The following is a 21,286-nucleotide window of genomic DNA, read 5'->3' on the forward strand; positions in this document are numbered from 1 at the left end:
CTTTTTATTAAAATGCAAATACTGTGTCCAATGGTTATCTTGTAAATTAACAGTACCACAGCGTTTCACGGTTTTCAACAACTTAGGCAATTTTCTTTAAAAAGTTGTCTGTTTTTAGGCCGTTTAGACAAAAGTTGTATTGATATGATTCCAATTAAGGCAATATCTCCCAAATCCGCTCCCGGCGGAATTCGTAATTCTGCTGTCAAATCCGCTGTCACTACCCCGGCTCACCGGCAAATAGTCCAAACTCCGGTTCCTTCCCAGACGCCAGACAGGCGGTGCGCATACGCGCACCGCCTGTCTGTCTAGGGATTTATCGAATCATGGGGTTCCGAAAGAACCTTTACTTGAACTCATACTCTTTTACTTTGCGTACCACGTCGATGACGCTGCCGTCGCGGGCCTCGATGATGCCCACCACCTGGTCGTCGAACTGTACCGGATCGGGCTCGCCCACGATGGAGTAAGCCTTGTCGCGCAGCTCCTCGATGGTGCAGAAGGGCAGCTTCACGCCCTTCATAGCCTCGATCAGGTCCTGTCTGGCCGGGTTGATGGCGATGCCGTAGTCGGTGATCACCACGTCCACGGTCTCGCCGGGGGTGGTAACCGTGGTCACCTGGCTGCAGATAGCCGGGATTCTGCCCTGTAACAGGGGCGCGATCACGATGGTACACTTGGCTCCCGCCGCCGTGTCGGGATGTCCGCCCTGAGCGCCGGTGACCACTCCGTCGGAGCCGACCACCACGTTGCAGTTGAAGTTTACGTCCACCTCAAGGGCCGCCAAGATCACGAAATCCAGCTGGTTCACATAAGCGCCCTTGTTGAAGGGGTTGGCGTACTCGGACGCGGAAATCTCAAAGTGGCGCGGATTGTTCTTGATGGACTCAATGGCGATGGTGTCGAAATCCTGGGTGTCCACCAGCGTCTCGATCAGACCTTCCTCCAAAAGCTTGCACATGGGGCCCGCGATGCCGCCCACGCCGAATTTCATCTTGATCCCGCGCTCCTTCATGATCTTGCCCAGGGAGATGGTGGAGGCGATGGACGCGCCGCCCACGCCGGTCTGGTATGTAAACCCATCCTTGAAATACGGGGTGTTGATCACGAACTCCGTGCAGTAGTCCGCCATCAGGATCTTGCGCACGTCGGTTGTTGGCTTTGCAGCGCCGGTGGCGATCTTGGCCGGGTTGCCGATCTCATCCACTACCACCACGTAGTCCACGTCCACCTGAGAGATGCTGGCGGGCAGGTTGGGGGAGGGAACCAGGCAGTCGGTGATGGCCACTACCTTATCCGCGTACTTGGCGTCCGCCATGGCGTAGGATAACACGCCGCAGTCGCTCTTGCCGCCGTTGGCCCGCATGTTGCCGTACTCGTCGCAGGTGGGAGCGCCGATGAAGGCGATGTCGATGTGCACTTCGCCGCTCTCGATGGCTCTCACGCGGCCGCCATGGGAGCGCATGATGGCCAGATTCTGAAGCTTGCCCGCGGAGATGGCCTCGCCGATCTTTCCGCGCACGCCGGAGGACTGGATGCCGGTGACGGTGCCGTCCTCGATCATGGGAACGATGGGATCGTGGGCCTTACCCATGGAGCTGGCGCAGATGGTGATGTCCTTGATTCCCATCTTGTGCACTTCCTCCATCACCATGTTCACCACGTAGTCTCCCTCGCGGAAGTGGTGGTGGAAGGAAAGGGTCATGCCGTCCTTGATGCCGCATTTTACCAGCACGTCGTGGATGGAATCCACCCGTTTGGACTTATTGGGGTCCATGTAGGCGCGGACCGTGGGAGCGGCCTTTTTATATTCATAACCTTCCTTTGCGAAGGTGCCTCTGAAAATATCCTTGCCTGTTGCCTTTAATACTTCTTCCGGAATATCTCTTCCTACTGCGTTTATCATAATTACAGATCCCCCTCATATACACCAGATGCTTTGGCCAGATCGATGGTTCTCCTCGCTCCGTCATAGAATGCGATATCGATCATCTTGCCGTCTACGGTAAACACGCCGATTCCCTGCGCCTTCTTCTCATCGATTTCCCGGACTACCTTCTCGGCGAAGATAATCTCCTTCTGGGTGGGAGTGAAAATCTCATGTACAATGGCGATCTGACGGGGGTTGACCAGGCTCTTTCCGTCAAAGCCCATCATCTTGATCATCCGAGTTTCCTTCTCAAAGCCTTCCATATCGTCTAAGTTGGTGAACACGGTGTCAAAGCACTGCACGCCGGCCGCTCTGGCCGCCATGATCATGTGCTGTCTGGCGCCCATGAGCTCCACGCCAGTGCCGGTGATCACGGTCTGTAAATCCTTGGTGTAGTCGCCGCCGGACAGGGCGATGCCGATCAGGCGCTCGGAGGACTGGCACACCTCCAGGGCGTTGAGCACGCCTTTGCAGGACTCCAGCGCTGCCATCAGAAGGGTGCTTCCCTCGGGACGGCCGAACTCGCGCTCAGCAGCCAGCACGTGCTCCTCCACAGTCTTTACGTCCTGTGCGCACTCGGTCTTGGCGATGCGGATGGTGTCGGCTCCACCGGCCACACAGACGCGGATATCTTCCTGCCAGTGGGGGGTGTCCAGGCCGTTGATGCGGACCACGCGCTCGGTTCCGCGGTAATCGATCTCCTGTAATGCATGGTACAGGGAATAGCGGGCAGCGTCCTTCTGGTTCTCAGCCACGGCGTCCTCTAAGTCCAGCATGATGGAGTCGGCTCCGTAAATATAGGGATCCTTGATCAAGCCCGGCTTCTGGGCGTTTAAGAACATCATGGATCTTCTCAGTCTCTTTTTATTCGGATGAATCATTTGATCGCACCTCCCCAGGGCAGATTTTCTGTCACATCATTGGAACGGTAAACCGCGCACTCCACGCGTGCCTTCAGCGTGCAGTCCAAAGCGCCCTTGTCCACCACGGTCACTTTGGCGTCCTTCACGTCCAGACGGTCCAGAGTCTCCATCACCGCCGCCTTAATCTGTCTTCCAAACTGATGAATCACACTGCTCTCGATCGAAAGCTCAATCCCCTGTGCGCCAGGCTCCACTGTAACCTGTGCATCGCTGGATTCCAAGGTTCCGGCCATCGCCGCTTTCTTGATTTCCATTTCCATTCTCCTCCTTGTGGTTTTGCTCGGGGGGTACCCTCCAAATTGGTATCGGCCTCACATTTGCTATATTCATTTTATTCCTTTTTCCGGTATTCGGCAAATACTATATTCCTTATGTGTGGTATAGGTTTGACCTATATTTTGGGCCCCATTTTCCCTTATGAAAAACGGGGGACGTTTGTGAGCACGTTCCCCCGGGTTTGGTACGATTACAGGATCGGCAGATAGCCCAATGCAAGGCCCATGCCCATAAAGATGACGAAGATTCCGATACACCATTTGAAGATGTATCCCTGATATTCCGCCAGAGTGATTTCCGTCTTATCCATCAGCAGATAGATGAAGGGAACCAGCGGGCTCAAGAAGTGGAACGCCTGGCCCATCAGGGCTGCAAAGCCCACCTGCAGGTCGGTAAAGCCGTATGCCTGGGCCGTTGCGGCCAGAGGCGGCAGCACGCCGTAGTAGAAGGCGTCGTTGTTGAGCAGATAGGTGCCGGGGGCGCTGACAACGGCGATGACCACTGCGAAGAAACGGCCCATGGACTCCGGAATCACGGATACTAAAAACTGCGCGATGGCGTTTGACATGCCCGCATCCTCCGGTCCGTTTAACACGCCCATCAGCACGCCCGCTCCCAGTACCATCATAATCACGTTGATCATGTCAGGCGCAATGGAGCTGATCACATTTCTCTGCACCTTGTTCTTGGGATAGTTCACCAGCAGGGCGATGGCGGTACCTACGCCGAAGAGGATGGCGGAGCTTGCCAGTCCCATGATCAGGGCAGCGATGATGGCGGCGGTCAGAATCAGGTTGAAAATAATGAGTTTCGGACGCTTCCACGCCTTCTCCTCATCGGAGACTTCCACCTTGTTCACCGTGTAGGACACGTCCTTGGTAACGCCCAGGCGCTTGCGCTCCTTGAGGCCCAGATAATAGGACACGCCGATGACATACAGAGCGGAAAGAGCCATTCCGGGCACCAGGGGAGCCAGAATCTCGCCCGCATCCAGGTTCATCACGGACATCACGCGGGCGGTGGGACCGCCCCAGGGGATCAGGTTCATGATACAGTTCTGTAAAATGATCAGGTTTGCCAGATAAATCTTCTTGATTTTCAGGCGATTGTAAATCGGGATCATGGCGGTACAGCAGATCATAACCGTGGTGGTTCCGTCGCCGTCCAGAGAGACGAAGGCGGCCAGCACGGCGGTGCCTACCAGAACCTTGAGCGGGTCGCCCTTACACCAGGAAACCACCTTGTCGACCATGGGGTCGAACATGCCTGCGGTGAGCATCACGCCGAAGTAGAGAATGGCGAAGGTCATCATGGCGAAGGTAGAGGCCACGTCTTTGATACCGTCCATGGCGTATTTCAGCGTATCCCAGCCGTAACCGGCCAGCAGGCCGAACACGATGGGCACCAGAATCAGGGATGTAAAGGGACTCAGTTTCTTTGCCATAATCAGCCCCATAAATACTACGATCATAGCAAATCCAAGCAATGCTAAAGGCATAATCGTTTCTCCTCCTTGTGGAAAATAGTCATTTATTTTTAACTCAGATGGAGCGGGGCCGGCTTCCCTCTTCCAATGAGCTAAATTCCATCAGGTGTTTCTCTTATCTCCCGGCTTCCCGGTTGACCGCGTCGATCAGGGTCTGGCACTCAAGCGGCTTTAACAACAGCTCGTGGATCAGGTTCTTTCGGTAATACTCCAACACCTGGTCCTCCACCAATCCCGTGATCAGGATCACTTTGCAGTGCAGGCCCAGGGTTCTGGCCAGGGCTGCGATCTGCGCGCCGTTCATTTTCGGCATGGCGTAGTCCGTGACAATCACGTCGATGCCACCCTGCCGCAGAACGGCCTCCGCGTCCAGGGGATTGCCGATGGCCGTCACCTCAAATCCGGCGGCCGTCAGGGCTTTATCAAACAGTTTCAGGATTTTCTTGTCGTCTTCCACTAAAAGGATGCGCCTGGCGCTCCCACGGTTTCCCCCGGCGGGGCGGTTCAGACCTGCGCCCTCTTCTCTCCCGCCCTTACACAGGGGCAGGTAAAAGGTAAAGCGGCTGCCCTGCCCGGGTTTACTCTCCACGCGGATTCCTCCGCCCAGGGATTCCAGGATGCTGGTGACCGTGGAAAGTCCCAGCCCGGTTCCCTCCCCCGCCTGTTTGGTGGTAAAGAAGGGATCGAAAATGTGGCTCTGCTGCTGCTCGGGGATTCCCTCCCCGTCGTCCGCCACCCAGAAGCTGGCGTAGTCCTTCTCATACTGCGGGGCGTGGAACAGAAGCTTCGCCTCCTCCCCGCTCACCATGCCGCCGCCCAGGCCCAGATGGCCGTCCCGGCTGCGCATGGCGTAAAACGCATTGGTACAGAGATTTAAAATGATCTGGTTGAACTCCGTCTCGCTGCACCGGATATGGCAGCCGTCCGTCCAGGAAAAACAGGTGGTCAGGTGTACATTGGGCGGGATCACGGTGTCGATGATCCGCAGCACCCGCTCCGCCGCCTGGCGGATCTCCAGGGGCTTTACCGCCGTCCCCGGCTGTTTGCGGGACAGGGAGGCGATTTGCCGGATGATCTCTTTGGCCTTTTCCGCCGCGCTGTAAATCTCCTGGGCGCTGTCGTAGACGTCGTCCGCGGGGTCGGCCTCGGCCAGAATCATGCCGGAATACCCCATAATGGGGGTCAGCAGGTTGTTGAACTCGTGGGCGATGCCCCCGGTGAGCGTGCCCATCAGCTGAAGGCGCTGGTTGTGGGCCATCTGTTCCTGCCTGCGGCGCAGCTCCTCCAGCTTGCTGTTGAGTTCCCGCAGATATTCATTCTCCTCCTCCGCCCTGGTCCGGGCAATGGAGGAGATTCGCAATTTATAGAGAACCACCACAAAGGTGGTCATGAGTGCAATGGTGAGCAGCGAGATGCTGATCATAGCCTGGCTGATGGGCGCCGCGATCTCGTCGTAGTCGATAACCGCGCTGACGATGATGAAATCGTCCTGGAACCAAACCGGCGTGTAAGCCGCGATCTTTTTCACCCGCTGGGGAACCTCGTCGGTCCACCAGTAGGAATGGTAGATTTCCGCCGCCTCCCGGCCCTGCTTCTGGTGCTCGATCAGGGTTTCCAGCTCGCTTAAATCAAAATCCGGGTACATGGCTTCCCGGCCTGAGATCACATCCTTGCCGATCTGCTTTTTCACCGGGTGCATGAGGATGCGGCCGGTGGAGTCCTTGATCATCACGTAACCGTTCTGGCCCACCTTGATGTAGGAGGCCACCTTCTGGTACATGCGCTCGATGTTGATCACAAAGTACAGCCGCAGGCTCCCGTCCAGCGTAGGCATGGACAGTCCCAGGTAAAACTGGTTCTCCTCGTCCTGCAGAATGTCGATGCGCGAGTCCTTCTCCTTGCCGTCAAAATAGTTGACGCTGGTGTAGGTCCGATCCTCTCCGCCCTGAATCAGCACCTCGTGCTCCCCGTCGTTCTCCGGGTCGCTGCTGACCAGGAAGTTGGACACGTCCTCGTTCTGGATCCGCATGTGCTCGGTGAGGAATTTCCGGATCGGCCCTTCCTCCCCTGTCTCCAGGTACAGCTTTCCGGCCTCCTGGTACTCGTCGTATGTATTCACATCCAGCAGATCCGCAAAGTAGAAATCCGTGTACACGGAGATGCTGTTGGAGACCGCCTTGGCGATGGTCAGAAGCTGTTCCTCCTGTTCCTCGATGATCTGGTCCTTATATTGGTTGAAGCTGTAGACCAGCCCCAGGGCCAGGGCCGCCGCCAGTGCGAACGCCGCCGCGATTCCCAGATGGAACCGGACGTTTGTTTCCCTCCACCGTTTCATAGCATTTGTACCTCCCATTTTCGGCTTGTATTTCCGTTTTACATCCATTATACTATAGACATCGCTCAAAGGGTATTTCGATATTGTTTCGCTTTTCATCGGGGATTCACATTTGCTATGATTTTATTATAAATGCCCGATCTTAATATCCCATAAAATAGTCTTAAAATTTTTTAATAATTTGTTGATTTCTGTTATTTTAACAGAAAATTAACGATTGATTTTCGTGTATTTTCCTATATAATAGGAGAATAGACAGGTGGTATAGCCACAAAAGGGGGAAATCATTATGGCGGATGAAAAGGTGCTGATCGTGGACGACGATCCGGCCATACGCAAGCTGCTGACCAAGGTGGTGGAGAACAACGGTTTCAAATCCATGACCGCCGCAAACGGCCAGGAAGCCGTGGCGCTGGCTCAAAACCGGAAATTCGACTTGATTCTTTTAGATATTATGATGAACGGAGTGGACGACGGCTTCGACGCGATCCGCAATCTGCGCGCCACCGGCAACGACATTCCCATCGTCATTCTCAGCGGGCGCACTGAGGATTTCGACACCCTGTACGGCCTGGACATCGGGGCGGACGACTACATCACCAAACCTTTCAATCCCGTGGTGCTGGGGGCCAAGATCAAGGCCCTGATCCGCCGGAACAAGAAGGCCGCCTACAACGCCCACAATTTCATCACGGCCGGGCCCTTCCGCTACAGCAACATGACCCTGGAATTTTTCAAGAACGAACAGCTGATTCCCCTCTCCTCCAAGGAGAACGTGATGATGAAGCTGTTTATCAGCAACGTGGGAAGGGTTTTCACCAAAGAGCAGCTCTACGAGCTGGTGTGGGGCAATTCCATTGTGGACGAAAACGCCATCATGGTCTACATCAGCCATCTGCGCAACAAGATCGAGGACAATCCCAAAAGCCCCCGCTACATCAAAACCGTGTGGGGCCTTGGTTACAAATTTACCGTAAATGAAGGAGAATGATTTATGTCGGATTATCATTTCAGCCAGATCCGTTACCGCGACAAACTGGCCGTCCGCCAGATGGAACAGCTTCTGGCCCAGGAGGGCATCGAGCGGGACGGCAATCTGGACTACACCGTCGGCCTCTACGACGAGGACTACAACCTGGCCGCCACCGGCTCCTGCTTCGGCAACACCCTTCGCTGCCTGGCCGTGGACAACCGCCACCAGGGCGAGGGACTTTTAAATCAAGTGATCAGCCACCTGATCGACTATCAGTACCGCCGTGGCATCCTGGACCTGTTCCTCTACACCAAGTGCAATACCGCCCTGTTTTTTAAGGACCTGGGATTTTACGAGATCGCCCGGGTGGAGGGCAAGGTGGTGTTCATGGAGAACCGAAAGGGCGGATTCGAGCGGTATCTGGAGCGGCTTCTGGCGGAGACGGAAAAGTCCGGGCTTACCGGAGAGCGGGTGGGCGCGGTGGTGATGAACGCCAACCCCTTTACCCTGGGCCACCAGTACCTGGTGGAGACCGCCGCCGCGGACTGCGACGTGCTGCACCTGTTTGTGGTCAGCGAGGACGCCTCCCTAGTGCCCTTTGCAGTGCGGGAACAGCTGGTAAAGGAAGGAACCGCCCATTTGAACAATGTGGTATACCACCGTACGGAGAGCTATATGATCTCAAACGCCACCTTCCCCTCCTATTTTTTAAAGGACAAGGACACGGTGATCCGCTCCCACGCGGTGCTTGACATCACGATCTTTGAGAAGATCGCAAAGACCCTGGGAATCCGGGTTCGGTACGTGGGCGAGGAGCCCTTCAGCGCGGTCACGGGCATCTACAATCAGGTGATGGCCGAACAGCTGGACGCGGCGGGTCTGACGCTCACGGTGATCCCCAGAAAGGAATCCGGCGGCACGGCCATCAGCGCCTCCAAGGTGCGGCAGCTGATCAAGGAAAACCGCATGGAGGAGATGCACGGCCTGGTGCCCGAGTCCACCTACTCCTATTTCATTTCCGATGTAGGACGGGAGACGGCGGAGAAGATCCGGGGCTGCGCGGACGTGGTACATTACTGACCATCAGGAGGAATTATGCCGGACACACAAGCTTTGAACAACAACCAGAACCCCGGCCTGCTGGAAGAAGTGGCGCTGGAAGATATGTTAAACGCAAGGGAGCGGCGGGCCGCCATCCAGAAGTCCTTTCTGGATGAGTTTCACCGCCCCCTTGTCTGCCTGACCTTAAACATCCCCGGCCCGGTCAAGGTGCTGGACCGGGTGCCCGAGGCCTTTGACCGGGGCTGCCGGCGCATCCTGGACGTTTTGGACGAGGCCGGTTTTACCGTACTCAGACAGCTGGTGATCCGGGAGAAAACCGGATACGAGCTGTTTCTCAGCGTGAACGGGGACGCCGTTGAGATCAAGGAGCGCATGGCCGCCATCGAGGACGGCGGCCGCCTGGGGCGGCTCTACGACATCGACGTGATCCGCCTGGACGGGCAGAAGGTCAGCCGCGAGGAATTCGGCCTGGCCCCCAGAACCTGCCTGCTCTGCGGCCAGCCGGCCCACGCCTGCAGCCGCAGCCGCCGTCACAGCGTAGCGGAGCTGGTGGAGGAGATTCAAACCATACTGAGGGAGGGGAGTTATCGGTCTGATGAATGAAAAAAGCAGCTGTGAGCACAGCCGCCGGGACGATACACGGTTAGACAACTTTTTGGATTGCATCAGGGACGCGGCCGCTTACGGCCTGCTGGAAGAGGTGCGCACCACCCCCAAGCCGGGCCTGGTGGACCTTCACGACAACGGCTCCCACCGGGATATGTGCTATGACACCTTTGTGGCGAGCACCGGGGCCGTGGTGCCCTATCTGGTGGAGATGGCAAAAGCCGGCTGGTCTCTCGATGGCTCCCCGTCGGAGCTGTTTCCCGCCATCCGCCCCATCGGGGTCAGAGCCGAGGCCGCCATGTTCGCCGCCACGGCCGGGGTCAACACCCACAAGGGCATCATCTTCTCCCTGGGAATCATCGCCGCATGCCTGGGCTACCGGTACCGGCGCACCGGCGTTTTGGACCCCTGCGAAGTGCTGGAACTGGGAGGGCTGGCTACCCGGGACTGGCTGGAGCAGGACTTTGACCGCATGAAAACCCGTCCCCCCGTGACCCATGGAGAGCATTTGTTCGCCGAGTACGGCTACCGCGGCATCCGCGGAGAGGCCCAGGAGGGTTTTCCCGCCCTGCGCCTCTTCGCGCTGCCCGCCATGAAGCAGGCCCTGGCCGTCCAGCCGGACGCCAACCGCGCCCGGCTCCACGTACTTTTAACCCTGATGGCCAATGTGGACGACACCAACATCCTGATCCGCTCCAATCCCCAAACCCTGGAGTACGCCCAGGAGGAAGCCCGCCGCCTGCTGCTCTCCCACCCCATTATCACGGACCAAGCCATGGAAGAGCTGGCCGCGCTGAACCGTGAATTTGTGGCCCGGAACATCAGCCCGGGAGGATGCGCGGATCTGCTGGCGATTGCTATATTTTTTGTGCGATTGCAGGAGCTTATGGATGAAAGAAAGGACAGGGATCAGCCATGCTGCAAAGCAAACAGCGCACCCCGGAAGAGATTGACGCTTACCTGGAAGAATTAAAAACCTGGTTAAAGGAGGACCGTGATACCCCTGCGGAGGAGATGACGGACTTTTTTTCCAAACGCCTGGGAATCTATGAGGACGTGCACCTGGGTCACTGGCCGGAGGAATACGCCCATATCGCGGATTTTTTCCGGGATGGGCTGAACAGCCTGCTGGACATCGGATGCGGCACCGGCCTGGAGCTGAACGCGGTTTACCGGCGTTTTCCCCAGGCGGAAGTGACGGGGATCGACCTCTGCCGGGATATGATGGATAAGCTTCAGCAGACCTACCGTGACAAACATTTCAAGGCCATTGTGGCCGACTACTTTGAATGCCCCTTTGAGGCGGAGCGCTACGATGCTGCCCTCTCCTTTGAGACGCTGCATCATTTTCCATATGAAAAGAAGAAACAGATCTACCAAAAGCTGTACCGCGCCCTCAAACCCGGCGGATACTATATCGAATGCGATTACATGGCCTGCTGCGCTGAGGAGGAACGCCTCTGCCTGGAGCAGTACGAGTACAAGCGCAAAAAAAGCGGCCTGCCCGGCCACGTATTCGTCCATCTCGACATCCCCTTAACCCTGGAGCGCCAGGTGGAGCTCATACGCAACGGGGGATTTCAGTCTGTGGACGTGCTTTATCAAAACGGCGGCACGGTGATCCTGCGGGCGGAAAAAAGCAGAAATTCATGACGCGCCAAAAGGGCGGGAAACGTGAGGGAAAACAGATGACAGAACGTGAAAAGATGCTGGCCGGAGAGCTTTACGACTGCGGCGACAGAGAGCTGCTGGACAGGTGGCACAGAGCCCAAAACCTGGTCCGCGACTATAATCAGACTGATTCCGACAATCTGGCGGAAAAGGACCGCATCCTCGGAGAATTGCTGGGAGGCCGCGGCGACAACCTCTGGATCACCGCCCCCTTTCATGTGGATTACGGAAACAATATTTATTTTGGCAACAACTGCGAAGTGAATATGAACTGCACCTTTCTGGACGATAACCGGATCGTAATCGGGGATAACGCGCTGATCGCGCCCAATGTGCAGATTTACACGGCCTTCCACCCCACCGATGCCAGAGACCGCTTCGGGGAAGCCCGGGAGGACGGCTCCTTTGCGTTCTGCAAAACCCAGACAGCCCCGGTGGTGATCGGGGACAATGTCTGGATTGGCGGAGGAGCCATCATCATGCCAGGCGTCACCATCGGGGACAACGTGGTGATCGGCGCGGGCAGCGTGGTGACCCGGGATATCCCATCGGACACCATCGCATACGGCAGCCCCTGCCGGGTCATACGTGAAAACCGCCAGCGCAGCTGATTATCTCACTCAATACCGGGCGCCGGTTGAGTGAAGCGCAGCTTCAATCCTGTTTTCTCACCGGCCTGATGTATTTCCAAAACCGCTCCGGATTGAAGTAAAAGTAGATAAGCCTGCCCGGGGTAGTGTCGTAGCAGTAGCCGGTGCCGGAGAAGTCAAAGTCGGCCATGGCCTTTTCAACGGTTTCCTCCACGCTGCGTTTTTCCTGCTCATAGTCAAAGGGGCCGTGTTCAAACACGAGATATTCCGCTTCCGGCACGTCCGCCAGAAGCATCTGCGGCGGCACTTCCCCGCTGTAATCAGCGGGCAGGCGCGCTCCGTAGCACTCCGTCCGCGGGATTCCCCAGTCGCAGAGCCTGCCCTGGGGATCGTTCATATACGCCATGATCTGGCCGCTTCCGCTGTTGACTTCACTCCCGCCGTCGTCGTCCAGCTTTCCCCTCATGCTGTCGAGCAGGCCGCAGATCGTCTCACAGTCCTGCCCCGGGATCACGCTCTGTTTTTGCCAAAAATCCCAATACCCATTGCTCTCATAGTTTTTGATGTGCAAGAACTTGTGCGCGGGGATGGTTACAAAATAAATCTTTACGTCGTCTGTGGATTTCATCATTCCAATTTCTCCCAATCCGAAAAAGTAGCGGTCGAAAGGGTTTATTTTGGTGCGAAGGACCAACAGCCGGGGCTGCTTCCGGTATTCGCTGGGGGTGACGCCGTACATGCCCTTGAACGCCCTGGTAAATGCCTCGTGGGAGGAAAAACCGTAGGCTACGGCTATCTCCAGGATGCTCTTTTTGCTGTCCCGCACCTCTTTCAGCGCAAAGGCCAGTTTTCGATGCCGCAGGTAATCCCGAAACTGCATACCCGATATCTCTTTGAATTTTCGGGTTGTGTAAAACTCGGAATACCCCAGACAGCGGGCCAGATCGCCAAGCGTCAGCGCCTCGTCCTCATAATTCCGGATACATTTGTCGATTTCATCAACGATCATTTGAATCTGCTTCTGCCATTCGTACATTCGTCTGCTCTCCCATTCAACCGCTCTGTATCCATTATAGGGAAACTGAGAAATACGCGCTTGATTTTACTTGCTGTATTTTTAAACAGCCCGCCTCAAAAGCCGGTACTTCCATCTCTACTGCCTGTGCGAAAACAGCTTCTTCATCACCTCGATAAAGTACCGCTCCGCCCCGTCCAGATAGGATTCCTTCAGATAAATCACGTTCACATCCCAGGCGTACGCCTCCCCCAAAGGATAACAGTTGAACTTTTCCCGTCCGCCGAAGATCTCCACGGCGCGTTCCGGCACAATGGTCGCCCCGTAGCCGGAGTTGGCCAGCTGCACCGCATTGATATTGCTGGTAGTCTCCATGATGATGTTGGGCGTGGCGCCGCAGTTCCTGAATAACCGGTCCACCGCCCGGCGGATGGCATGGCCCTTTTTGAGGATAATAAAGGGCAGGTCTGTGACCTTCTCCATCCGGATATACGCGCCGTCCTCCGTCAGCATATCCGGCGTCACCACCCCGGGGCCGGCCACAAACAGCAGCTCCTCCCGGTAGATCAGCTCCTCCTGAAGCTCCGGCCCCAGTCCATCCTCGTTTTTGGGGATCACCACCAGATTCGTCTCCCCCTTTTGCAGGCTTTCCAGCAGCACGGAGGCCTTGGCCTCCTGGGTGCGGATCTCTACCCCGGGGTAAACCTGGCGAAACTCCTTAAGCGTTTCCGGCAACATGTAGCCCGCCCGCTCCACCGGAATTCCCACGGTAATTTTTCCACGGACCCCATTGCCGATATCCGTCAGCTCCCGGCGCAGATTGTCCTTCATCATCAGAATTTTCCGGGCCGTGTCCACGTATTTCTCCCCCGCATAGGTCAGGGTGATGGGGTAAGCCGTCCGGTCGAACAGCTTGATGCCCAGGTCGTTTTCCACCTTGGAGATGATCTGGCTTAGGGACGGCTGTGAAATATACATTTTTTTCGCCGCGGCGGTCACGCTTTTGCAGTCCGCCACCACCGTGATATAGACCAATTCCCGAAAATCCATTCGCTCACTCCTCTCCGGCGCGGTCTTCCCGCTCCATCTGATCCAGGCGCTGTCTGGCGGTTTCTCTGAGTTTCAACCTACCGCCGTGAGCGCAAACCTCTGTCAGAAGCCTTCTCTCATCCCCAAACTGCCCGCGGCTGTGATACACGTCCGCCAGCACCATACAGACCTGCTGCTGGTGAAGGGGGCTGGCGCTCAGCCGGATTTCCTCCTCCAGATATTCGGTATCCACCGGACCGCCCCCGGCAAAGCTTAAGTATTCCCCGAACAGCCGGGCATTATAGGAAAGATTTTTGGCCACCGCAGGCTGCCTGCCCTGCATCTGCACGGCCAATTCCCGCAGCTGTTCCAGAGTTTCCTTCGCTCCCTCCAGATCGGACCGTGCATACTGGCACTGGAATTTCTGGTTCAGCACCAGTCCCAGGGCCGCCTGTCCCCGGTTTTTCAACAGCTCCGGCTTAAGGCTGTCCAATAGCTTCAGGGCTGTCTCCCACTCCCCCAGGGCGCTGTAGCCGCTGCTCACATACACCCAGGCCATGATTCCCTGAATGGTATCCCGGCGGCAGCGCCTGGCCGCAGGTTCAAATTCCCGCAAAAACGCTTCCGGGTCCAGGTCCCGGTTCAGAAAGGCCAGGTCCCGGTTCATCCGGTTCAGCGAACCGTACTGGGCAACGGCAAAGCTGATCACACCGACAACCGCGAAAATCAACACTCCATAGAGAATGCGCACAACCAGGTGCCCCGTCCCGCCAAGGCAGAAAAGCGCCCCGGCCGCCGCTCCCACCGCCATGCCGCCATATTTGATCCATCTGGTAAGCTGATAGCAATTACTCATGTGTGATTCTCCTTCCGCGAAATAAGCATCAGACCGCCACAGCCAAACAGCCGGGGCGAAAATGCCCCGGTTGTCTCCTATGGCTCTCTGTTATGATACTTTGGTTTCCTTGATTATAGCATAAATGAGAACATAAAGCTCGCCACAATTAATACAATTCCGCCGCCCAGACGGGAGGAAAGCTGTGCGTAAGCGATCAGTTCCATTCTGTCCGCAGCTCCGAGAACCGCGATATCTCCGTTTCCGCCACGGTTTGCCATACACAGGCCGGCGGTAACCGCGGAGTCGATGGGGTAGAATCCCACCAGATAGCCCACAACCGCGGAGCCCAAAATCGCTCCCACCACAACCATCAGCGCGATGATCACATTGGCGGGCGTACAGGCGCTGACCAGCTCTATCAGGTCGAAGTCACATCCCATGCCCACCATGATGATGATGGAACAGGCGCCGGTCATAAAGGACTGGAGGCGCTTGGCTCCGGCGCAGATATTGGCCGGGATAATTCCCGTTGCGGCCAGAATAACCACGAAAATAATCATGTACGCAAACTGGTGGATGCTGGCTCCAAAGATTGTGGGAAGGATCACCTTGGAAAACAGGCGGCCCACCGCGTAGCAGGTCAGGGCTACCATCATGGCTCCGGCCATGTCCTTGACGCCGGTCTGCACCTTTTTGTCCTCCCGGGCAAGGCCCGCGTTGTTGCGCAGCAGGTTTCTCTTATCTCCGGTCCACTCCGTTTTCACCGTGCCCAGCTTGTTGAGCAGCGCGCCGGCTAAAATACAGATGATGTTGGCGATGGTCAGAATAATGATGGCAAACGCGTAATAGTTGGCCGCCGGATCGCCCGTCACTTCCTCATAAATCTGCGACAGCGGAACCGCCCCGGCGCCGTTGCCTCCGCCCATAATGGGAAGCACATACTTGATCAGGATATCCGAGGGGCCGATTCCGAACACGAATCCGGTCACCACTCCAAAGAGCATGGCACAGACCAGGCCGCCCAGGATGGCGGGTATGTATCCCGCGAAGGATTTCAGCAGGATGTCGCGCTCCAGAGAGAGGATGGAGCCTGCGATCAGGAAAATGATGAAGAAGGTCAAAAATCCCGTATCACCGCTGATAAAGGTGTTGATGCCCTCCACATACTTTTCCGGGATCAGGTTGAACTGTACCAGCACTGCGGTTCCGAAGAATACCATCAGAAGGCCGCCGCCGATGTAGCTGTTCCAGATGGGAAGGCGTTCGCCGATCTCATTGAAGATCACCGCAATGGCCACGCAGAGCGCCAGCACGCTGGCCATATCCGTCCCCAGCACGCCCAGGTACGCGGATGCCAGGATAATCAGAATACATCCCAATGCAATATACCACGGTGCGCCGTTCAGTTTCAATCCGCTTTTTTTGTTTTCTTCCATGTGTTAGTCCCCCTATTTTTATACGATTGATCCAAGGCCGACAACCTTCACCTCCCCCCTGCCTCGGATATTAACTATATTTTATATGAAATCTTCCCATAGTTAAAATACATATAATTAGATAATGGTTATATGGTTTTTCCTATCGCTTCACCTTCTTGTAGTACCCGCCGGTCAGAAACTCCTCCACCATACCGCTGTCCGTCTCCGTCAGCCCAAAGCCTCCCATGGAAGCCAGCACGTTCATTTTACACATCTGCTCCGTGATCTCAACGGCCATTACAGCCTCCTCAAGACATGTGTCCAGGGTCAGAATACCGTGATTGGACATAAAAATCACCCCCGCCTCTCTCGCAGCCCGGGCGGCTCCCTGAGCCAGCTCAGGGCTTCCGGCGTGAAAATAGGGAATCCGCGCCACCTTCCGGTCATAGTACATGGCTTCGATGAACAGATTGGTTTTCAGCGTTATCCCGCTGCACGCGCAGAGCGTGGTGTAAAAGGGCGAGCAGTGGACAATTCCCTCTGCGTCCGGCCGTTCCCGATACACGGCCAGATGCATGCCCGTCTCCTTGGAGGGTTTTTTCTTACCGGCCACCACCCTGCCCTCCGGATCACAGACCAGAATATCCTCCTCCGTCAGCGCTCCGATCCTGGTACCGCTGGCCGTGATCCATACGCGGTCCTGTCTCCGCACGCTTAAATTGCCCGAGGTTCCCCAGGTCAGTCCCTTTTCCACAATCGTTCTTCCCGCCTCAATCAGACGTTTTGTCATCTCATCCATTATCCCGCTCTCCTCCCTCTGTCAGCCTCAACGCCCGCTCAAAAAAGTCCTCCGCGCCGAAATTGCCGGATTTCAAAATCAGCCGCAGCTCAGGCCGGTCCAGAGGCGTCATCACCGGCACGCCGGGAGCCACGCTTTCTCCGATCCGGTATCCCACACAGCCCAGAGCCCTTGTCACAGCGCCGGAGGTCTCGCCTCCCGCGGAAATCACTCTGGTCCAGCCCGCTTCCACGGCTCGGACGGCCAGCCCGGCAAACAGCCCTTCAATGGCCTGGGCCACCCGCGCTCTTCCCAGCTGCTGGCTCCTTAACACGTCCTCCGGCGCGGCGGAACTGTAGACCAGAGGCGCGCTCCGGGCATCCCGGATCTGCTCCCACACCGTATCCACAGTCTGCGCGCCCGCCACAATTTCTTCCGGAACCAGGCGCACCCCCAAGCATCCGTTTGCCAGGTAGACTTGAACCTGCCTCCTCGTCATGGCGGAGCAGCTCCCGGCCATAAGAATCGCCCGCCCTGGCGTCCCATCTCTCCTGGATTCCCTCGCAGATTTTCCAGTTTTTTCCTCTTCCTCTGCAAATACCCAGCTCAATGCCCCGGCCAGGCCGGATCCTCCTGTGAGAAAGGGCAGATGGCCGAAGGCCCTGGCAATCCCCTGGCCCTGACCGTCCGTCTCATAATCCGGCACGGCGTAGAGATGGCCCCAGCGGGCCGCCAGCTCTTCCAATTTCGCATTTATCCCGGCGATTGCGCCCGGCCCTGCGTCCATGCCGGTTTCACCCCCGGCCGGACACAGCGCGTTTGTCTCCGGCACACCGCTGGTCAAACCGGTGATCCTCCCGTTTCCGTCCACCGTCACACAGGGGTAATGGCTCTGCCCCCGCATAAGCTCGCTGATCCGGCAGTCCCACATAGGCGTCAGAGGATGGTTCCGCATATGGCTCTCATGCAGCGGGAGGCCGTTCACATACAGCGCCCCATCCCGCACCGTCCTGCCGTTCACCGGCAGGGAGGGGCAAAGCAGCGTGTAGGGGATTCCCAGCTCCTCCATCACAGCGTCCGCCACCGGGCCGATATTTCCCTCCGGCGTGGAGTCAAAGGTGGAGCAGTATTTAAAATACAGATGACGGGCCCCCGCCTTTCTCAGCCAACGGAAGGCCTCCATACTCTCCTCCACCGCACGCTCCCGCTCCACGGTCCTGGTTTTCAGCGCAATGACCACCGCCCGGGCCCCATGGATATTTTCCCATCCGGACTCCGGCACGCCGCTAAACAGCACCGTGTCCAGCCCGCCCTGCACCATAAAGGACGCGGCATCCGACGCCCCGGTGAAATCGTCCGCCACCACGCCCAGTTCAAACCCGCTCATAGTACCTCCCCGCTCACAGCCCTCATCAGGGACTGGTACGCGCTCTCCGGGCTGGTAAATACTCTGGCGTGTCCGGCCACACCACCGGCCGCCGCTCCGGCCATGGAAATCTGGGCCAGCACAATCTGCTCATACCGTCCGTCCAGTTCCCGTATCTTCTCCTGAATCAGGCGGTCGTGGGCAGCGAAATCCCGCCGTTTACCCGCCTCATAAGCCCCATCCACCACGTACATGTCCACCGTCTCCGGCAGTCCGCGCTTTCTTCGGAAACCACAGTACATATTCCGGGTAATATCCACGGTTCCGGTAAAGGTACAGAGAATCGCCGTCCGCCCCGGACATCCCGCGGCCTCGTCCAGCATGGCCCCGTCCGGACACACCACCGGTCTGGACAGCAGGCCGGAAAAATACTGCACATAGGGCGAGAAAATGGTACAGGTGAGGATCACGCCGTCCGCCCCGTCCGCACAGGCCGTTGAGAGCATGTCAAACATCCGGCGGACCGAACTGTCATTAATGCCGCCCTCGTTCCCCACCTTTTCCAGCAGATAGCTGTCCAGATAATTCACCAGGTGCAGTTCAGGATCCCGGCTGCTCAGATATTCGGTCATGGGATTGACCGCGTTCAGAGTCACGCTGACCAGCGCTATTTGTTTCTTCATCAATCGTTTCCTCCATTTCTACTGGTAATCGTACAGATACTTAAGCGTCAGAGCCGAGAGGGCCGACGCCCTGCGGCTGTCCGGCCACTGGCGGATCTCCATTGAGAGATAGCCCTCATACCCCATCTCCTCCAACGCCTGCAAAATCCTGCGGATCGGAAGCTCTCCCAACCCCGGAACCATGCGCCCGCTGTCCGCCATATGTACAAAACCCACCAGATCCCCGGCGGCCTTCAAGCTGTCCGCCACCGACTCCTCCGTGATGCCCATGTGATAGATGTCCGCCTGAATCCCCAGATTGTCCAGTCCCAGCCGCCTGATAAAGGCCAGCGCCTGGCCGATGGTGTTCAGATTGTTGATATTGTCGGGATTCTGGGGTTCCATGAGAACGCGGACGTTCCCAGCAGACGCGAACCCGCAGATTTCCCTGAACACACGGTCCAGGTCCGCCTCACGGCAGCCGGGCAAATCGGCCAGCTGCCCGCGGTATTTCCCGATCAGCACCGGTGCCCGGTAGTATTCCCCCAGCCGGACCAGTTCCCTGCAGCGAGCCATAGCCTCCCTGCGGTTCTCCTCCTCCGGGTGCAGTAAAAACAGGTGGTCCTGCACCTGCATGGGGCTGGTGCCGATGGCCGATACGCTCAGCCCCCACCGTTCCAGCAGGCCGTCCAGGCGCTCCACCGAGAGCGCGGCCGGGTCCCGCACCAGAATCTCCACCCCCGCGTACCCGTGTTCCGCCAGCCATTCAAACGCGGCCTCATATTCCCCGCAGAACGCCTGAACCTTGGCCTGGCTGTCCGGCGCGGAAACAGGATAAGACAACTTCATGATCCTTCCTCCCCTCCATCTCGGATGTGCCCTGCCGCGGCCCCGAAGGTCCGCGGCAAACACTCTCTCACCCCTGTTTTTTCTCAAACACCACGGCCCCGCTGTCCGCCGTGACTGCACGCCCGTTCTCGCCGAACACCTCGGGACAGGACACGCCGCGGCGCAGGGACTCCAGGTACAGACTGTCCAGAATATTCTCAGTCAGAGGAATGCCATTCTTCAGGGCCTCCTGCGACTTCCGGTCCTCCGGCTCGCCCGGCATCAGAATCTCGTCGCAACCGGCCGCCCTGGGCAGCGCCTTCAACCGCTTATAGTACACGTCCATGCGCTTCTTATATTCATCCTCGCTCACAAACAAATCCGGCCGCATAATAAACATCATATGCCCCAGATTCTGAGGCTCCTCAAACCGGTAATACAAGCTGCTCACATCACCCGCATAATTGCTGCCCGTATACATTCCCGCCATCATATCCATCAGCATCGCCAGAGCCGCCCCCTTGGGACCGCCGAAGGGCAGGCAGATTCCCTCAAACGCCTTCTTCGCGTCCGTGGTAGGATTTCCCTCCTGATCCAGAGCCAGGCCCTCGGGAATGGGCTGGTTATTAATCATAGCCACCCTGATCTTTCCTCTGGCCGTCACCGTCATGGCCATATCCAGCAGATAATCCGGGCTCTCATATCCCCCCGGCATCCCCGCCGCAAAGGGCGCGGCCCCCAGAAACGCCGTCCGTCCGCCGCACACGGGCAGGGCCGCGCTGGAGTTCGTATACACCATACACGCATACCCCTTAGCCAGGGCCTGCTTCACATACAGAGCCGACATCCCGAAATGGGTGCTCCGGGTACATCCCACCATCGCGATCCCCGTCTTTTCCGCCAGCTTAAGCCCCTCCTCCATAGCCTTATGCGCCACCAGAAACCCCATTCCATCGTCTCCATCCACCCGAAGCACTGCAGTCCCCACCTGCTCCACCCGGATATCCGGCCTGGGATTCACGCACTTACACTCAATCCGTTTCAAATACATCGGAATCCTGGAAACCCCATGGCTATTCAACCCCCTCATATCCGCCGCCACCAGATCCCCCGCTATCGTCCGCGCGTCCTCCTCCCTCAACCCTCCGGTCAAAAGCAACCGAAACCCCAAATCCTCCAACAATTCCTTCCCAAAAATCTCCACTTCCATCTCTTTTCCTCCTACTTAATCTCTTGATTCCCTTTATCTCTTTTCCCCTCACTCCCTGAAACGCCAGCGCCCGGGCGGGGTGGGTTTTCCCGGTCAGGTGCGCGGCGACTAATTTCGGGCGACAATGCCGCTTAGGCGGCCGGGGTGGGAAAATGCGGACCGAAAACCGGTTCTCAAAACCGGTTTTCGCTGAACCTGAGCGGAGAAAGCCTTTCAGGATTTCTCCGCGAATGTGAAGGCAGTCCGCATTTTCCCACCCCGGGCGTCTTAGCGGCATGTCGTTCGAAATC

20 protein-coding genes are annotated in these 21,286 nt (G+C 57.3%); 6 read left to right on the forward strand and 14 right to left on the reverse strand.

The genetic code is table 11. The features are described from left to right. Positions 1 to 346: 346 nt before the first annotated feature. From citF to ACK2JC_RS01190, 5 genes are all read right to left on the reverse strand, one after another. Positions 347 to 1,906 (reverse strand): citrate lyase subunit alpha, encoded by a 1,560-nt coding sequence (gene citF / locus ACK2JC_RS01170; protein ID WP_092360374.1) that lies wholly within the window; start codon positions 1,904 to 1,906, stop codon positions 347 to 349. Positions 1,907 to 1,908: 2 nt separating this feature from the next. Next, the gene (locus tag ACK2JC_RS01175; RefSeq protein WP_092360373.1) at positions 1,909 to 2,811 is read right to left on the reverse strand and encodes an aldolase/citrate lyase family protein; all 903 of its coding nucleotides are present in this window, start codon (positions 2,809 to 2,811) and stop codon (positions 1,909 to 1,911) included. Further along, positions 2,808 to 3,107, reverse strand: a complete 300-nt coding sequence (citD, locus tag ACK2JC_RS01180) for a citrate lyase acyl carrier protein (RefSeq protein WP_024734383.1) — start codon at positions 3,105 to 3,107, stop codon at positions 2,808 to 2,810. The genes ACK2JC_RS01175 and citD overlap by 4 nt, the downstream gene beginning before the upstream one ends. 212 nt (positions 3,108 to 3,319) lie before the next feature. After that, positions 3,320 to 4,627 (reverse strand): CitMHS family transporter, encoded by a 1,308-nt coding sequence (locus tag ACK2JC_RS01185; protein WP_092360372.1) that lies wholly within the window; start codon positions 4,625 to 4,627, stop codon positions 3,320 to 3,322. Between the two features lie 103 nt (positions 4,628 to 4,730). Next, positions 4,731 to 6,950, reverse strand: coding sequence for an ATP-binding protein (locus ACK2JC_RS01190; protein WP_276947894.1), 2,220 nt, complete (start codon positions 6,948 to 6,950; stop codon positions 4,731 to 4,733). Positions 6,951 to 7,239: 289 nt separating this feature from the next. Between ACK2JC_RS01190 and ACK2JC_RS01195 the strand changes: the two genes are divergently transcribed. The 6 genes from ACK2JC_RS01195 to ACK2JC_RS01220 are packed head-to-tail and all read left to right on the forward strand — an operon-like array spanning position 7,240 to position 11,873. Beyond that, positions 7,240 to 7,941, forward strand: a complete 702-nt coding sequence (locus tag ACK2JC_RS01195; RefSeq protein ID WP_092360370.1) for a response regulator transcription factor — start codon at positions 7,240 to 7,242, stop codon at positions 7,939 to 7,941. Positions 7,942 to 7,944: 3 nt separating this feature from the next. Beyond that, entirely contained in the window at positions 7,945 to 9,003 is a 1,059-nt protein-coding gene (citC, locus tag ACK2JC_RS01200) for a [citrate (pro-3S)-lyase] ligase (RefSeq protein WP_320938024.1), read from the forward strand. 15 nt (positions 9,004 to 9,018) lie between these two features. Continuing rightward, positions 9,019 to 9,588: a citrate lyase holo-[acyl-carrier protein] synthase gene (gene citX, locus ACK2JC_RS01205; protein ID WP_320938023.1), complete on the forward strand. Its 570-nt coding sequence runs from the start codon at positions 9,019 to 9,021 to the stop codon at positions 9,586 to 9,588. After that, complete coding sequence (gene citG / locus ACK2JC_RS01210; RefSeq protein WP_320938022.1) at positions 9,581 to 10,564, forward strand: triphosphoribosyl-dephospho-CoA synthase CitG; 984 nt, start codon at positions 9,581 to 9,583, stop codon at positions 10,562 to 10,564. The genes citX and citG overlap by 8 nt, the downstream gene beginning before the upstream one ends. After that, positions 10,507 to 11,244: a class I SAM-dependent methyltransferase gene (locus ACK2JC_RS01215; protein WP_320938021.1), complete on the forward strand. Its 738-nt coding sequence runs from the start codon at positions 10,507 to 10,509 to the stop codon at positions 11,242 to 11,244. The genes citG and ACK2JC_RS01215 overlap by 58 nt, the downstream gene beginning before the upstream one ends. 35 nt (positions 11,245 to 11,279) lie before the next feature. Then, complete coding sequence (locus tag ACK2JC_RS01220) at positions 11,280 to 11,873, forward strand: sugar O-acetyltransferase (RefSeq protein ID WP_320938020.1); 594 nt, start codon at positions 11,280 to 11,282, stop codon at positions 11,871 to 11,873. 43 nt (positions 11,874 to 11,916) lie between these two features. Here ACK2JC_RS01220 and ACK2JC_RS01225 read toward each other — a convergent pair whose 3' ends face one another. The 9 genes from ACK2JC_RS01225 to ACK2JC_RS01265 form a co-directional block, all read right to left on the reverse strand. Then, positions 11,917 to 12,888 carry a helix-turn-helix transcriptional regulator gene (locus ACK2JC_RS01225; RefSeq protein ID WP_092360365.1) on the reverse strand — a complete coding sequence of 324 codons (972 nt, stop codon included), beginning with the start codon at positions 12,886 to 12,888 and terminating at the stop codon, positions 11,917 to 11,919. A gap of 117 nt (positions 12,889 to 13,005) precedes the next feature. Then, positions 13,006 to 13,917, reverse strand: coding sequence for a LysR family transcriptional regulator (locus tag ACK2JC_RS01230; protein ID WP_276947884.1), 912 nt, complete (start codon positions 13,915 to 13,917; stop codon positions 13,006 to 13,008). A 4-nt stretch (positions 13,918 to 13,921) separates the two neighbouring features. Beyond that, positions 13,922 to 14,752: a hypothetical protein gene (locus ACK2JC_RS01235; protein ID WP_320938019.1), complete on the reverse strand. Its 831-nt coding sequence runs from the start codon at positions 14,750 to 14,752 to the stop codon at positions 13,922 to 13,924. A gap of 113 nt (positions 14,753 to 14,865) precedes the next feature. Beyond that, positions 14,866 to 16,170 (reverse strand): 2-hydroxycarboxylate transporter family protein, encoded by a 1,305-nt coding sequence (locus ACK2JC_RS01240; RefSeq protein ID WP_320938018.1) that lies wholly within the window; start codon positions 16,168 to 16,170, stop codon positions 14,866 to 14,868. A gap of 142 nt (positions 16,171 to 16,312) precedes the next feature. Further along, positions 16,313 to 16,951, reverse strand: coding sequence for a class II aldolase/adducin family protein (locus ACK2JC_RS01245; protein WP_320938017.1), 639 nt, complete (start codon positions 16,949 to 16,951; stop codon positions 16,313 to 16,315). Further along, complete coding sequence (locus tag ACK2JC_RS01250) at positions 16,944 to 18,317, reverse strand: four-carbon acid sugar kinase family protein (RefSeq protein WP_276855666.1); 1,374 nt, start codon at positions 18,315 to 18,317, stop codon at positions 16,944 to 16,946. Before ACK2JC_RS01250 ends, ACK2JC_RS01245 begins: the two co-directional genes overlap by 8 nt. Beyond that, a complete protein-coding gene (locus ACK2JC_RS01255; protein WP_118755400.1) occupies positions 18,314 to 18,979 on the reverse strand; it encodes a hypothetical protein in 666 nt (221 codons plus the stop codon). The genes ACK2JC_RS01250 and ACK2JC_RS01255 overlap by 4 nt, the downstream gene beginning before the upstream one ends. A gap of 18 nt (positions 18,980 to 18,997) precedes the next feature. Further along, a complete protein-coding gene (locus ACK2JC_RS01260) occupies positions 18,998 to 19,807 on the reverse strand; it encodes a sugar phosphate isomerase/epimerase family protein (protein ID WP_276855664.1) in 810 nt (269 codons plus the stop codon). Between the two features lie 67 nt (positions 19,808 to 19,874). Beyond that, positions 19,875 to 20,996 (reverse strand): Ldh family oxidoreductase, encoded by a 1,122-nt coding sequence (locus ACK2JC_RS01265; RefSeq protein ID WP_092360357.1) that lies wholly within the window; start codon positions 20,994 to 20,996, stop codon positions 19,875 to 19,877. Between the last annotated feature and the right edge of the window lie 290 nt (positions 20,997 to 21,286).

This window comes from Enterocloster lavalensis, assembly GCF_046603895.1.
GTDB lineage: Bacteria > Bacillota > Clostridia > Lachnospirales > Lachnospiraceae > Enterocloster > Enterocloster lavalensis.

Bases quoted from the DNA above. Each gene is read 5' to 3' on its own strand.
- ACK2JC_RS01215 (WP_320938021.1), top strand. From the start codon at position 10,507: ATGCTGCAAAGCAAACAGCGCACCCCGGAAGAGATTGACGCTTACCTG.
- ACK2JC_RS01250 (WP_276855666.1), bottom strand. From the start codon at position 18,317: ATGAGCGGGTTTGAACTGGGCGTGGTGGCGGACGATTTCACCGGGGCG.
- ACK2JC_RS01225 (WP_092360365.1), bottom strand. From the start codon at position 12,888: ATGTACGAATGGCAGAAGCAGATTCAAATGATCGTTGATGAAATCGAC.
- ACK2JC_RS01260 (WP_276855664.1), bottom strand. From the start codon at position 19,807: ATGAAGTTGTCTTATCCTGTTTCCGCGCCGGACAGCCAGGCCAAGGTT.
- citC (WP_320938024.1), top strand. From the start codon at position 7,945: ATGTCGGATTATCATTTCAGCCAGATCCGTTACCGCGACAAACTGGCC.
- ACK2JC_RS01245 (WP_320938017.1), bottom strand. From the start codon at position 16,951: ATGGATGAGATGACAAAACGTCTGATTGAGGCGGGAAGAACGATTGTG.
- citG (WP_320938022.1), top strand. From the start codon at position 9,581: ATGAATGAAAAAAGCAGCTGTGAGCACAGCCGCCGGGACGATACACGG.
- ACK2JC_RS01255 (WP_118755400.1), bottom strand. From the start codon at position 18,979: ATGAAGAAACAAATAGCGCTGGTCAGCGTGACTCTGAACGCGGTCAAT.
- ACK2JC_RS01190 (WP_276947894.1), bottom strand. From the start codon at position 6,950: ATGAAACGGTGGAGGGAAACAAACGTCCGGTTCCATCTGGGAATCGCG.
- citF (WP_092360374.1), bottom strand. From the start codon at position 1,906: ATGATAAACGCAGTAGGAAGAGATATTCCGGAAGAAGTATTAAAGGCA.
- ACK2JC_RS01175 (WP_092360373.1), bottom strand. From the start codon at position 2,811: ATGATTCATCCGAATAAAAAGAGACTGAGAAGATCCATGATGTTCTTA.
- ACK2JC_RS01195 (WP_092360370.1), top strand. From the start codon at position 7,240: ATGGCGGATGAAAAGGTGCTGATCGTGGACGACGATCCGGCCATACGC.
- citX (WP_320938023.1), top strand. From the start codon at position 9,019: ATGCCGGACACACAAGCTTTGAACAACAACCAGAACCCCGGCCTGCTG.
- citD (WP_024734383.1), bottom strand. From the start codon at position 3,107: ATGGAAATCAAGAAAGCGGCGATGGCCGGAACCTTGGAATCCAGCGAT.
- ACK2JC_RS01235 (WP_320938019.1), bottom strand. From the start codon at position 14,752: ATGAGTAATTGCTATCAGCTTACCAGATGGATCAAATATGGCGGCATG.
- ACK2JC_RS01185 (WP_092360372.1), bottom strand. From the start codon at position 4,627: ATGCCTTTAGCATTGCTTGGATTTGCTATGATCGTAGTATTTATGGGG.
- ACK2JC_RS01240 (WP_320938018.1), bottom strand. From the start codon at position 16,170: ATGGAAGAAAACAAAAAAAGCGGATTGAAACTGAACGGCGCACCGTGG.
- ACK2JC_RS01265 (WP_092360357.1), bottom strand. From the start codon at position 20,996: ATGGAAGTGGAGATTTTTGGGAAGGAATTGTTGGAGGATTTGGGGTTT.
- ACK2JC_RS01230 (WP_276947884.1), bottom strand. From the start codon at position 13,917: ATGGATTTTCGGGAATTGGTCTATATCACGGTGGTGGCGGACTGCAAA.
- ACK2JC_RS01220 (WP_320938020.1), top strand. From the start codon at position 11,280: ATGACAGAACGTGAAAAGATGCTGGCCGGAGAGCTTTACGACTGCGGC.